The following is a 13303-nucleotide window of genomic DNA, read 5'->3' as shown; positions in this document are numbered from 1 at the left end:
GGTCCCTTGCTGGAAGTCGCTCATCGTCCGCCCCTCACATCCGGAAGACGCCGAAGCCGGGCGCCGCGGGGTCCCTGCGGGGGAGCGGGGCGCCCGCGCACGCGGTCAGGGCGAGGCCCAGGACCTGCCGGGTGTCCAGGGGGTCGATGACGCCGTCGTCCCAGAGGCGGGCCGTGGCGTAGTAGGCGTTGCCCTGCTGCTCGTACTGGGCGCGGATCGGGTCCTTGAAGGCTTCCTCGTCCTCGGCGGCCCACTCCTCGCCGCGGGCCTCCAGCTGGTCGCGCTTGACCGTGGCGAGGACGGAGGCGGCCTGCTCGCCGCCCATAACGGAGATCTTGGCGTTCGGCCACATCCACAGGAAGCGGGGGCTGTAGGCCCGGCCGCACATCGAGTAGTTGCCCGCGCCGTACGAACCGCCGACGACGACCGTCAGCTTCGGCACGCGGGTGGAGGCCACGGCCGTCACCATCTTCGCGCCGTGCTTGGCGATGCCGCCCGCCTCGTAGTCCTTGCCGACCATGAAGCCGGAGATGTTCTGCAGGAAGACCAGGGGGATGCCGCGCTGGTCGCACAGCTCGATGAAGTGGGCGCCCTTCTGGGCGGATTCGGAGAACAGGATGCCGTTGTTGGCGATGACGCCGACCGGGTGACCGTGGATGTGGGCGAAGCCGGTCACCAGCGTCTGGCCGTACTCCGCCTTGAACTCGGCGAAGCGGGAGCCGTCGACCACGCGCGCGATGACCTCCCGCACGTCATAGGGGGTGCGGGAGTCCGTCGGCACCGCGCCGTACAACCCCGCCGGGTCGACCTTGGGCTCCTCCACCGGCCGCACCGTCCACGGCAGCTCCCCGCGCGCGGGCAGCGTGGAGACGATGGTGCGCACGATGCGCAGGGCGTGGGCGTCGTCCTCGGCGAGGTGGTCGGTGACCCCGGACGTGCGGGAGTGGACCTCGCCGCCGCCCAGCTCCTCGGCGGTGACGACCTCGCCGGTGGCCGCCTTCACCAGCGGCGGGCCGCCGAGGAAGATCGTGCCCTGATTCCGGACGATCACCGCTTCGTCGCTCATCGCGGGGACGTACGCCCCGCCGGCCGTGCAGGAGCCGAGGACGGCGGCGATCTGCGGGATGCCGGCGCCCGACATCCGGGCCTGGTTGTAGAAGATCCGGCCGAAGTGCTCGCGGTCGGGGAAGACGTCGTCCTGCATCGGCAGGAAGGCACCGCCCGAGTCGACCAGGTAGAGACAGGGCAGCCGGTTCTCCAGGGCCACCTCCTGGGCGCGCAGGTGCTTCTTCACGGTCATGGGGTAGTACGTGCCGCCCTTGACGGTGGCGTCATTGGCGACGATCACGCACTCGCGGCCCGAGACCCGGCCGATGCCGGCGATGACACCGGCCGCCGGGGCGTCCCCGCCGTACAGCCCGTCCGCCGCCAGAGGCGCCAGCTCCAGGAAGGGGGAGCCGGGGTCGAGGAGCGTGTCCACGCGGTCGCGGGGCAGCAGCTTGCCGCGCGCCACATGGCGGGCCCGCGCCCGCTCCCCGCCGCCGAGCGCGGCCGCCGCGAGCTTGGCCCGCAACTCCTCGGCGAGGGCGGTGTGCGCCGCCTCGTTCGCCCGCCACGCCTCGGACGCGGGGTCAGCCGCGCTCGCCAGCACTGGTGCCTGCCGCATCAGTCGAGCCCCCTTGCTCGGTCGGGTCGGCCGTCCCCGTCTCCGGGGGGATCGGCCTCCGGGACGGTTAATGACCGTTAACGCATTTCCTTAAGGTTAACGATCGCTAACCGGCCTGTCTAGAATCAATTCCATGGCCACCAGAACCGACGCCCCCACCCGCCGCGAGCAGATCCTCAAGGAAGCCGCCAGGCTCTTCGCCGAACGCGGCTTCCACGGAGTCGGCGTGGACGAGATAGGGGCCGCCGTCGGCATCAGCGGGCCGGGTCTCTACCGGCACTTCGCGGGCAAGGACGCGATGCTCGCCGAGCTGCTCGTCGGCATCAGCGAGCAGCTCCTGACCGGCGGCAAGCGGTGCGTGGCCGACGTGGGCGGCCCGCCCGGGGCGGTCCTCGACGCGCTCATCCAGGGCCACATCGACTTCGCGCTCGACGACCGCTCCCTGATCACCCTGCACGATCGCGAGCTCGACCGCCTGCGGGACAGCGACCGCAAGCTGGTCCGCCAGCTCCAGCGGCAGTACGTGGAGATCTGGGTCGACATGGTGCGCAAGGTCTATCCGGAGCTCGCGGAGAACGCGGCGCGGGTGGCCGTGCACGCCGTCTTCGGGCTGCTCAACTCCACGCCCCACCTGAGCCGCCGCGACGCGCTGCCCAGCCGGGCGGCGATGGCGGAGCTCCTGCACCGTCTGGCCCGGGGGGCCTTCGCGGCCGCCGCGGAGTGACACGCGTCTCTGGACGCTCTGGTGACCGCCGGGTAACCTGCCTCTGAGCAAGCGCTTAGTCGAAGCAGGCGAGATGCAGGCAGAAGGAGTTCTCCGTGCGCCGTACCGTTTTCAATGAGGACCACGAGGCGTTCCGGGAGACCCTGCGCGCCTTCATCGAGGCCGAGGTCGTGCCCGTCCACGACGAGTGGTTCGCCGCCGGCCAGGTGCCGCGCGAGTTCTACTACAAGCTCGCCGAGCTGGACCTCTTCGGCATCAACGTGCCCGAGGAGTTCGGCGGCGCCGGCCTGGACACGCACAAGTTCGAGGCCATCCAGTACGAGGAGACGGCCCGCGCCGGCGTCTCCTTCGGCGGCTCCGGCGTGCACGTGCTGCTCGCCCTGCCCTACATCAAGATGCTCGCCACCGACGAGCAGAAGAAGCGCTACCTGGAGAAGTTCGTCTCCGCCGAGGAGATGTGGGCCCTCGCGATGACCGAGCCGGGCACCGGCTCCGACCTCGCGGGCATGAAGACCACCGCCAAGCTCTCCGAGGACGGCACCCACTACGTCCTCAACGGCTCCAAGACCTTCATCACCGGCGGCGTGCACGCCGACCGCGTGATCGTCTGCGCCCGCACCTCCGCGCCCACCGCCGAGGACCGCCGCCACGGCATCTCGCTCTTCGCCGTCGACACCAGGTCCGAGGGCTACTCCATCGGCCGCAAGCTCGACAAGCTCGGCCTGAAGACCTCCGACACCGCCGAGCTGGCCTTCGTCGACGTCAAGGTCCCCGTCGAGGACCTCCTCGGCGAGGAGAACAAGGGCTTCTACTACCTCGGCAGCAACCTCCCCTCCGAGCGCTGGGGCATCGCCTACGGGGCGTACGCGCAGGCCAAGGCCGCCGTCCGGTTCGCCAAGGAGTACGTCCAGGACCGCACGGTCTTCGGCAAGCCGGTCGCCTCCTTCCAGAACACCAAGTTCGAACTGGCCGCCTGCCAGGCCGAGGTGGACGCCGCCGAGGCCGTCGTCGACCGCGCCCTGGAGGCGCTGGACGCCGGCGAGCTGACCGCCGCCGAGGCCGCCTCCGCGAAGCTGTTCACCACCGAGGTCGCCCACCGCGTCATCGACAAGTGCCTCCAGCTGCACGGCGGCTACGGCTTCATGAACGAGTACCCCATCGCCCGCCTGTACGCGGACAACCGCGTCAACCGCATCTACGGCGGCACCAGCGAGGTCATGAAGATGATCATCGCCAAGGACATGGGTCTCTAGGGAGCGCCCGGCAGAGACGGCCCCGAAGAGACGCCCTGTAGAACTACCTTCATGAACCAGGCACTTGAAGCCCTCCTCGATCTGCTCGACCTGGAGCAGATCGAGGAGGACATCTTCCGGGGCGTGAGCCGCCCGTCGCTCGTGCCCCGCGTCTTCGGCGGCCAGGTCGCCGCGCAGGCCCTGGTGGCCGCCGGACGCACCGTGCCGGGCGGGGAGGGCCCCCGGGCCCACTCCCTGCACGCCTACTTCCTGCGCCCTGGCGACCCCGGCGCGCCCATCGTCTACACCGTCGACCGCATCCGCGACGGCCGCTCCTTCACCACCCGCCGGGTCGTCGCCGTCCAGCACGGACAGCCGATCTTCCACCTCTCCGCGTCCTTCCAGACGTACGAGGAGGGCCTGGAGCACCAGGCCGAGATGCCGGCCGCGCCGGACCCGGAGACGCTGCCCACCGCCGCCGAGACGCTGCCGCGCCACCTGCCGGCCGATGTCGCCGCACGGCTCGTCGAGGCCCGCGCCGCCGTCGATCTGCGCTACGCCGACGTACCGCCCTGGGGCACCGTCGGACAGCCCCGCGAGCCCCGCTCCCAGGTGTGGTTCCGGGCCGCCGGCAAGCTCGCCGACGACCACCTGCTGCACGTCTGCCTCGCCACGTACGTCTCGGACATGACGCTGCTCGACTCGGTCCTGCTGGCCCACGGCAGGGGCGGCTGGGCGGTCGGTGACGTCGTCGGCGCCTCGCTCGACCACGCCATGTGGTTCCACCGGCCCTTCCGCGCCGACGAATGGCTCCTGTACGACCAGGAGTCGCCGTCGGCCTCCGGCGGCCGGGGCCTCGGCCAGGCGCGGATCTGGACGCAGGACGGACGGCTCGTCGTGACCGTCATCCAGGAAGGCGTCGTTCGCGTTCCCCGCTGATCGGACATACCGTCCGGTACATGAGTGAGCAACCGTCAGAGGGCGGCGGCGAGAGCACGTTCACCGTCGTCGTCGCCGCCGTCGCCAACCTCGGCATCGCCCTGGCCAAGGCCGTCGCGGGCGTCATCAGCGGGTCGAGCGCCATGCTCTCCGAAGCGGCGCACTCCGTGGCCGACACCGTCACCGAGCTGATGCTGCTCGTCTCCCTGAAGGCGAGCGACAGACCCGCCGACGAGGAACACCCCCTCGGCTACGGCGGCGCCCGCTACATCTGGGCGCTCCTCGCCTCCGTCGCCACCTTCGTCGGCGGCGGCGTCTTCGCCGTCTACGACGGCATCCACACCCTCACCCACGGCGAGGACCCCGGCGACCCGCTCGTCTCGTACCTCGTGCTCGCCGTCGCCTTCCTCCTGGAGGGCTACTCCCTGCGCACCGGCCTCAAGCAGGCGCGCGGCGAGGCCGACCGCTTCGGTGTGCACATCAAGCGCTATCTGCGCCACACCCCCGACACCGCGGTCAAGGCCGTCGTCATGGAGGACTCGGCGGCGCTCGCCGGCCTCGTGCTCGCCGCCGCCGGACTCCTCGGCGGGCAGCTCACCGGATCGGGCGCGTGGGACGGGATCGCCTCGCTCTGCATCGGCGTGCTGCTCGTGTACGTCGCCTGGGTCCTCGGCCACGCCAACTCCGAGCTGCTCATCGGACGGCCGCTGCCGCCGGAGATGCGGGCCGCCGTCCGCGCCGAACTCCTCGCCGACCCGCACGTCGTGGACGTGGTGGAGCTGACCACGCTGCTCCAGGGCCCCAAGGAGGCGCTGGTCGCAGCCAAGGTCGACTTCCGCGACGTGTCGTCGGCGGCGGAGATCGAGCGGGCCTGCGACCGGATGGCCCGCCGCCTCCAGGAGCGGTTCCCCGCGATCAGACGGGTCTACCTGGACCCGACACCGGGACCGGCTCAGAACCCGGGCGTGAGCCCCGCCGCGTCCAGCAGGTAGGCCGTCATCGGGTCGTAGTGGCGCGGGCTCGTCACGTGGTCGTCGAGCGGCACCGTCACCTGCACGGTGCCCTCGGCCTCGCCGATGAACAGCGCCGGGTCGTTGCAGTCCGCGTACCCGACCGAGTCCAGGCCGCGCTGGCCCGCGCGCCCCGCCCAGCCGTGGTCGGCGACGACGAGGTCGGGCCGCGGGCGGCCCTCGCGCTCCAGGCCGTCCAGGATCGCGTTCATCGGCTCGGGGGAGTGCGTGTGCCACAGCGTCGCGCCGCGCTCGAGCACCGCCACGTCCGCGAACTGGAAGACCATGCCTTCGTCGGCCGTCAGCCCCTCGGGGATCACCACGATCTCGCAGCCCGCCGCGCGCAGCGCCGCGGCCGTCGCGCGGTGCACGTCGAGCAGACCCCCCGGGTGGCCGGTCGCGAAGAGCACCCGCTCCTTGCCGGCGGCCGCCTTGCGCAGCCGGGCCGCCATCCGCTCCAGGGCGTCGACCGTCAGCTCCGGGTCGATGGTGTCCTGGCCGTACCGGAACTGCGGGTCGTCGATGACGCCACAGCGCTCGGCCATCACCGCGAGGACGTCCTGCTCGTCGCTCCAGCGGTCGCCGAGCTCCAGACCGAGCCAGTAGTGACGGTCGCCGTTCGCGAGCTTGCGGTAGTGGCTGAGGTTGTTCTCGCGGGGCGTGGCGACGTCACCCGCGATGCGGGTACGGACGAGATGGTCGACGAGCGCGGCACGAGTGGGTATGGGCATGACTCCCATTGTGGGGGACGAGCGCTCCGCGCAGGGGGTGGGTTTTCCCTGAGCCCGTGCGCGGGGGCCTAGTCCGGTCTGGTCAGGGCGAACCAGAGTTCCATGCGGGTGTCCGGGTCGTTCAGGTCGGCGTCCAGGAGGGTCGTGCAGCGGGCGATGCGCTGGCGGACCGTGTTGCGGTGGACTCCCAGGGCCACTGCCGTGCGGTCCCAACTGCCGTGCAGGGAGAGCCAGGTGCGCAGGGTCGACGTCAGCGTCTCGTTGCCGGCCAGCGGGGACAACAGCACGCGCGCGTGGGCGGCGGCCTCCTCGGGGGCGATCAGGTCGGCGACGGTGTTGGCGTGCTGGCGGACCAGGGGGGCGCGGATGGCCTCCGCGCGGCGCAGCGCGCGGGCCGCCTGTGTGTCGGCCGCCGCGAGGCCCGCCGCGGGGGCCGGGGCGGAGACGCCGAGGGTCCAGCCCTCCAGGGGCGCGATCTCGCGGTCGGCGGGGACGAGGAGGCGTACGACGTCCTCGTGGGGGTCGACCAAGGTGCTGCCGAGCGCCGCGGCGAGGGCGGAGGCGGCGAGCGGGGTGTGCTCCCCGCGCGCGTGCACGACGGTCCACCGTTCGCTGCCCAACAGGGGGCCGGTCTCGTCCGCGGGCGCCCCGAGCAGCAGCCGTACGAGAGCGGAGGAGCGGGCCGCCTCGGAGGCGCCCTGGTGTTCGCCGGTGAGCAGGGAGAGCAGGACGACCGCGGCTCCGGCGATGGTGTGGTCGCCCGGTTCGCGGCGGTCGGTGGCGACCCCGAGCGCGAATCCGCGGCCGCCGCCCAGGGCGTAGGCCGCCAGGTGCGTGCCCCCCGCCGTGTCGGCCGCGGACGCCGGGGCGCCGGGTGCGGGGCGGCGCACCACTCCGGTCAGCTCCCGCAGCGCCCGCCGCGCGGCGTCCCGCGTCCGGCCGGCCGCCGTCAGCTCCGCGCCGTCCGGCCCGTACAGCACCGCGGCCCCGCCGAGCCGGGCCGCCAGCTGACGCAGCACGGCCGGGACGGGGTCGGGGCGGGCCGCCGCCGTGGCGAGGCCCTGCTGCGCCTGGGTCACCCGGCGCAGCTCCGCGTGGCGGGCCTCGGCCATCAGCCGCCACACGGCGCGGGCGACGCCGCTGAACGTGGTGCGGGGCGGGACCTCGACGAGCGGCAGGCCGTAGCGGTCGCACGCCTCGGCGAGGGCGCGCGGCACCGTGTCGTGCACGGGCGCGACGCCGAAGCCGAGGGCGGCGCCGCCCGCCGCGACGATGCGGGCCACGTAGTCGTCGAGCCGGCCGCCGGCGCCGGCCGGGTCCGTGATGTGCACGCCCGCGGTGAGGAGCAGCTCGCCGCCGAGCAGGTACGGGTAGGGGTCCGGCATCTCGGAGGTGTGCACCCACTGGACGGCCGTGTGGGCGGCCCGCGCGTCGGGTCCGGCGATCTGGCGCAGGCCCAGGTCCTCGCGGGCGAGGAGCGCGGCGAGCGGGACGGGGGGCGTCGGGGGGACCGCGGGGGTCGGGGCGGGCTCGGCCATGGTGGACGTTTCCTCCATCCAGGTCGCCACAGGTAGAGGAAACGTACACTTCAGCGTCGCTTTCCGGCCACCTAAGGTCGTGCCGACCACAGGCCGCGGGTACGGGCGGATGTCCCCGCGGCCGGTCGCCACCACTCCATCTGCACGACACGCCACCGAGGTGCGCGAAGGAGGCCCCCTATGGCCGTCGACTACACAGTGATCGTCGTCTATCTCGCCGGGATGCTGGCCATGGGCTGGTGGGGCATGCGCCGCGCCAAGTCCAAGGCGGAGTTCCTGGTCGCCGGGCGCCGCCTCGGGCCGTGGATGTACTCCGGGACCATGGCCGCGATCGTCCTCGGCGGCGCCTCCACCATCGGCGGCGTCGGCCTCGGCTACCAGTACGGCCTGTCGGGCGCCTGGATGGTCGTCACCATCGGCCTCGGCATCCTCGCGCTCAGCGTCTTCTTCTCGGCCCGCATCGCGCGCCTGAGGGTCTACACCGTCTCCGAGATGCTCGACCTGCGCTACGGCGGGCGCGCCGGGCTCATCTCCGGGGTCGTCATGTGGGCGTACACGCTGATGCTCGCGGTCACCTCGACCATCGCGTACGCCACGATCTTCGACGTCATCTTCGACATGAACCGCACGCTCGCGATCATCCTGGGCGGCTCCATCGTCGTCGCGTACTCGACGCTGGGCGGCATGTGGTCCATCACGCTCACCGACATGGTGCAGTTCGTGGTGAAGACGGTCGGCGTGCTGCTCCTGCTGCTGCCCATCGCGGTGGTGAAGGCGGGCGGTTTCGGCGCGATGCGGGACGAGCTGCCCACCGCATACTTCGACCCGCTCGGCATCGGCGGCGAGACGATCTTCACGTACGTGCTGATCTACACCTTCGGCATGCTCATCGGGCAGGACATCTGGCAGCGCGTGTTCACCGCGCGCAGCGACAGGGTCGCCCGTTACGGGGGCACGGTCGCGGGCACGTACTGCCTGCTCTACGCCGTCGCGGGCGCCGTCATCGGCACCGCCGCCAAGGTCATGTACCCCAGGCTGCCGAGCGCCGACGCGGCCTTCGCGACCATCGTCAAGGACGAGCTGCCCGTGGGCGTGCGCGGCCTGGTGCTCGCGGCCGCGCTCGCCGCCGTCATGTCGACCTCCTCCGGCGCGCTCATCGCCTGCGCGACCGTCGCCAACAACGACATCTGGTCGCGGCTGCGCGGGGCGGTGACGGCGAAGGAGGGTGACGGGCCGCACGACGAGGTGAAGGGCAACCGCGCCTTCATCCTCGTCATGGGCGTCGCCGTGATCGTCATCGCCATCGCGCTCAACGACGTCGTCGAGGCCCTGACCGTCGCGTACAACCTGCTCGTCGGCGGGCTGCTCGTGCCGATCCTCGGCGGGCTGCTGTGGCGCCGCGGCACCGCGGCCGGCGCGCTCGCCGCCGTCGCCGCCGGCGGCCTCTCCGTCATAGGGCTCATGTGGGGGTACGGGATCCTCGCCAACGAGCCCGTCTACTACGGCCTGCTGACCTCGCTCGCCGTCTACGTCGTGGTCTCCCTCGCCACCCGGCCCACCGACGCGGCCGTCCTCGCCGCCTGGCGCGAACGGCTCGCCGGGCGGGGCGCGGAGCCCGGGGCCGAACCGGCCCCCATACCTCAGTAAAGTCAGAAAGCGCCCACAAAGCGCATCCAAGCGTAAAAAGGAAGGCACTCCATGAGCAGCAACGAGACGCCCCGCGGCCCCGTCGACTCCTCCCGCATCCCGCGGTACGCGGGCCCGGCGACGTACGCCCGGCTGCCCCGCCTCGACGAGGTCGGCGGCAAGGCGGACGTCGCGGTGGTCGGCGTGCCCTTCGACTCCGGCGTCTCGTACCGCCCCGGCGCCCGCTTCGGCGGCAACGCCATCCGCGAGGCCTCCCGCCTCCTGCGCCCCTACAACCCGGCGCAGGACGCCTCGCCCTTCGCGCTCGCGCAGGTCGCCGACGCGGGCGACATAGCCGCCAACCCGTTCAACATCAATGAGGCCGTCGAGACCATCGAGGCCGCCGCCGACGACCTCCTCGGCTCCGGCGCCCGCATGATGACCCTCGGCGGCGACCACACCATCGCGCTGCCGCTGCTGCGCTCGGTCGCCAAGAAGCACGGCCCGGTCGCGCTCCTCCACTTCGACGCGCACCTGGACACCTGGGACACCTACTTCGGCGCCGAATACACCCACGGCACCCCGTTCCGCCGCGCCGTCGAGGAGGGCATCCTCGACACCGAGGCGCTCTCCCACGTCGGCACCCGCGGCCCGCTCTACGGCAAGAAGGACCTCACCGACGACGAGAAGATGGGCTTCGGCATCGTCACCTCGGCCGACATCTACCGCCGCGGCGCCGACGAGGTCGCCGACCAGCTGCGCCAGCGCATCGGCGACCGCCCGCTCTACATCTCCATCGACATCGACTGCCTCGACCCGGCCCACGCGCCCGGCACCGGCACCCCCGAGGCGGGCGGCATGACCTCCCGCGAGCTCCTGGAGATCCTGCGCGGCCTCGCCTCCTGCAACCTCGTCTCGGCCGACGTCGTCGAGGTCGCCCCGGCCTACGACCACGCGGAGATCACGGCGGTGGCCGCCTCCCACACCGCGTACGAGCTGACGACGATCATGTCCCGCCAGATCGCGGAGGCCCGCGGGACGGGGAGCACACAGTGACCCACGACCACGACCTGGTCCTGCGCCCCACGCCGCGCCAGACCGAGGCCGCCCTGAACCCGCCCCCCGGGCGCAACGGCGGCGACCTCGTCGTCGAGACCCTCGCCGGTCTCGGCGCGACCACCGTCTTCGGGCTCCCCGGCCAGCACGCGCTCGGCATGTTCGACGCGCTGCGGCGCTCCTCGCTCTCGTACGTGGGCTTCCGCGTCGAGAACAACACGGGCTTCGCCGCGGACGCGTACGGCAGGATCACCGGCGAGGTCGCCCCGCTGCTGCTCTCCACCGGACCCGGCGCGCTCACCTCGCTCGCCGCGCTCCAGGAGGCGGCGGCGGGCTCCTCGCCGGTCCTCGCGATCGGCAGCCAGGTCCCGGTGGCCGGGCTCGGCGGCGGCCGCCACGGCTATCTGCACGAACTCCGCGACCAGCAGGCCTCGTTCCGTGACGTGGTCAAGTCCGTGCACACCGTCCGTACGGCCTCGCAGATCCCGTCCGCCGTCGCCGCGGCCTGGGAGTCCGCCCTGACCGCGCCGCACGGCCCGGTCTGGGTGGAGATCCCGCAGGACGTGCTGCTCGCCGAGACGACGCTGCCCGTCGTCACGGCGATGGACGCGACGCCGGAGGAGGTCGTGCCGCGCCCCGAGCTGACCGCCGTCGCAGCCGACCTGCTCTCCCGCGCCGAGCGCCCGGCGATCATCGCGGGCGGCGGCGTCGTGCGGTCCGACGCGAGCGGCAAGCTGCGCGTGCTCGCCGAACTGCTGAACGCCCCCGTGGTCACCACCTTCGGCGGCAAGGGCGCCTTCCCCTGGGAGCACCCGCTCTCGCTCCAGTCGTGGCTGGAGGACCGGCACACCACGGACTTCCTGGAGGACGCGGACGTCCTGCTGGTGGTCGGCTCGGGGCTCGGCGAGCTCTCCTCGAACTACCACACGTTCAGGCCCCGCGGCCGGGTGATCCAGATCGAGGCCGACGCCGGGAAGCTGGAGTCCAACCACCCCGGGCTCGGCATCCACGCGGACGCGCGCATCGCCCTGTCGGCGCTGCTTGAGACCATCGAGACGCCCAGGGAGGACGCCGACGCCCCCGAGCGGGTGCGGGCGGTGCTCGACCGCGTCCGTGAGCGGATCGCGGCCCAGGACCTCACCCTGGAGCAGCGGGTCCTCGCCTCCGTCCGCGACGCCCTGCCCGACGCCTCCCCGTCCTTCTGGGACATGACGATCCTCGCGTACTGGGCGTGGTCGGCGTTCGACGCGCGGCGCCCCAACACCATGCACTCGGCGCAGGGCGCGGGCGGCCTCGGCTACGGCTTCCCCGCCGCGCTCGGCGCCGCGGCCGCCGACCCCTCCCACCCGGTCCTCGCCGTCTCGGGCGACGGCGGGGCCATGTACTCCATCGCGGAGCTGGCCACGGCGAAGCAGTACGACCTGCCGGTGACCTGGCTGATCGTCGACGACGGCGGCTACGGCATCCTGCGCGAGTACATGTCCGACGCCTTCGGCGAGGCGACGGCGACGGAACTGGCGCGGCCCGACTTCGTGAAGCTCGCGGAGTCCTTCGGGGTGCCGGGCGTGCGGTCGTCGCCCAAGAGGCTCCGGGACGACCTGGCGAAGGCGCTGGCGGAGCCGGGGCCGTCCGTGGTGGTGCTGCCGGCGGTGCTGCGGATGTTCGCGCCGACGCACCTGGACTGACGCCGGACCACCCTGCCGGGACGATCAGGCCAGATTTTCGTACAAGTCATACAACCTTTCACCGGTACTGGTGAGTCATGTGGTGCGAGTGCGCCGGGGGGCGCACTTGTACGGACCCCGGGGGTCCTGTACGGACCCAAGGGGATGGGAACACCTCATGACTCACCCGATATCCGGGATATCCAGGCGTGCCCGCGTGCTCTCGGCGGGCCTCGCCGCCGGAGTGCTCGTGCCGCTCGGCGTCACCGCCGCCGCCACGCCCGCCGCCGCCGCGACCGCGCCGAAGGTCACCTGCACCTCCGCGCAGTCCGGCCTCGCCGCCAAGCTCACCAAGGACATCACGGCCGCCCTCAAGAACCGCAAGGGCACCGTCGCCGTCGGCCTCCACGACCGGACCACCGGCACCACCTGCACGCTGCGCGCGACGACCTCGTACGACTCGGCCAGCGTCGTCAAGGCGACCGTCCTCGCCACGCTCCTCTGGGACGCCCAGAAGACCGGCCGGAGCCTCTCCTCCCGCGAGAAGAGCCTCGCCACGGCCATGATCACCCAGTCCGACAACGCGGCGACCAGCACGCTCTGGCGCCAGCTCGGCGTGACCAAGGTGAAGAACTTCCTCCGGGCCGCCAAGATGACGAAAACGGTGCCGGGCAGCGGCGGCTACTGGGGACTCACCCAGATCAACGCCACCGACGAGCAGAAGCTCCTCGCCCTGATCACCGGCGAGAACACCGTCCTCACCGACGCCTCCCGCGCCTACATCCTCAAGCTGATGGGCAAGGTCGTCTCCTCGCAGCGCTGGGGCACCCCCGCCGGCGCGCCCTCCGGCGTCGCGATCCACGTCAAGAACGGCTGGCTGCAGCGCTCCACCCACGGCTGGCGGGTGCACAGCATCGGCGCGTTCAAGGGCGGCGGCCACGACTACACCATCTCCGTGCTCACCCACGGCAACAGCACCATGAACTACGGCGTCGCCACCATCCAGGGCGTGGCCAAGGCCATCCACAAGGACCTCGCGCCCCGGGCCGCCGCGGCCACCAGGTACGCGCCGACCGACACGCCGCGCGAGGCGTTCGTGGCGGTGCCCGGCAGCTGA

The 13303-nt window shown here is 72.4% G+C and carries 11 protein-coding genes; 8 read left to right on the top strand and 3 right to left on the bottom strand.

Features of this window, described 5'->3' with window-relative positions:
• Positions 1–34: 34 nt before the first annotated feature.
• Positions 35–1666: a carboxyl transferase domain-containing protein gene (locus tag ACZ7DY_RS13190; RefSeq protein ID WP_471133890.1), complete on the bottom strand. Its 1632-nt coding sequence runs from the start codon at positions 1664–1666 to the stop codon at positions 35–37.
• A gap of 133 nt (positions 1667–1799) precedes the next feature.
• On the opposite strand from ACZ7DY_RS13190, the gene ACZ7DY_RS13185 reads away from it, so the two are divergent.
• From ACZ7DY_RS13185 to ACZ7DY_RS13170, 4 genes are all read left to right on the top strand, one after another.
• Positions 1800–2390: an SACE_7040 family transcriptional regulator gene (locus ACZ7DY_RS13185; protein WP_471133887.1), complete on the top strand. Its 591-nt coding sequence runs from the start codon at positions 1800–1802 to the stop codon at positions 2388–2390.
• Positions 2391–2485: 95 nt separating this feature from the next.
• Positions 2486–3643, top strand: coding sequence for an acyl-CoA dehydrogenase family protein (locus ACZ7DY_RS13180; protein WP_471133885.1), 1158 nt, complete (start codon positions 2486–2488; stop codon positions 3641–3643).
• Positions 3644–3694: 51 nt separating this feature from the next.
• Positions 3695–4561 (top strand): acyl-CoA thioesterase, encoded by an 867-nt coding sequence (locus tag ACZ7DY_RS13175; RefSeq protein WP_471133883.1) that lies wholly within the window; start codon positions 3695–3697, stop codon positions 4559–4561.
• A gap of 20 nt (positions 4562–4581) precedes the next feature.
• Complete coding sequence (locus ACZ7DY_RS13170; protein ID WP_471133881.1) at positions 4582–5553, top strand: cation diffusion facilitator family transporter; 972 nt, start codon at positions 4582–4584, stop codon at positions 5551–5553.
• On the opposite strand, the gene ACZ7DY_RS13165 is transcribed toward ACZ7DY_RS13170, so the two are convergent.
• The gene (locus tag ACZ7DY_RS13165; RefSeq protein WP_471133878.1) at positions 5514–6302 is read right to left on the bottom strand and encodes a phosphatase; all 789 of its coding nucleotides are present in this window, start codon (positions 6300–6302) and stop codon (positions 5514–5516) included. The two genes, ACZ7DY_RS13170 and ACZ7DY_RS13165, sit on opposite strands and share 40 nt — an antisense overlap.
• 68 nt (positions 6303–6370) lie before the next feature.
• The gene (locus ACZ7DY_RS13160; RefSeq protein WP_471134549.1) at positions 6371–7858 is read right to left on the bottom strand and encodes a PucR family transcriptional regulator; all 1488 of its coding nucleotides are present in this window, start codon (positions 7856–7858) and stop codon (positions 6371–6373) included.
• Between the two features lie 162 nt (positions 7859–8020).
• Here ACZ7DY_RS13160 and ACZ7DY_RS13155 point away from each other — a divergent pair, with 162 nt between their 5' ends.
• The 4 genes from ACZ7DY_RS13155 to ACZ7DY_RS13140 all read left to right on the top strand — a co-directional run bounded on the left by ACZ7DY_RS13155 (position 8021) and on the right by ACZ7DY_RS13140 (position 13303).
• Complete coding sequence (locus ACZ7DY_RS13155; RefSeq protein ID WP_471133875.1) at positions 8021–9487, top strand: sodium:solute symporter family protein; 1467 nt, start codon at positions 8021–8023, stop codon at positions 9485–9487.
• A 51-nt stretch (positions 9488–9538) separates the two neighbouring features.
• On the top strand, positions 9539–10522 hold the full coding sequence (speB, locus tag ACZ7DY_RS13150) for an agmatinase (RefSeq protein ID WP_471133872.1): 984 nt from the start codon (positions 9539–9541) through the stop codon (positions 10520–10522).
• Positions 10519–12207 carry a thiamine pyrophosphate-binding protein gene (locus ACZ7DY_RS13145; RefSeq protein WP_471133869.1) on the top strand — a complete coding sequence of 563 codons (1689 nt, stop codon included), beginning with the start codon at positions 10519–10521 and terminating at the stop codon, positions 12205–12207. Before speB ends, ACZ7DY_RS13145 begins: the two co-directional genes overlap by 4 nt.
• A 157-nt stretch (positions 12208–12364) precedes the next feature.
• A complete protein-coding gene (locus ACZ7DY_RS13140; protein WP_471133867.1) occupies positions 12365–13303 on the top strand; it encodes a serine hydrolase in 939 nt (312 codons plus the stop codon).

The organism is Streptomyces sp. NPDC037013 (genome assembly GCF_055607265.1).
This window is presented reverse-complemented; position numbering and strand designations above follow the sequence as displayed.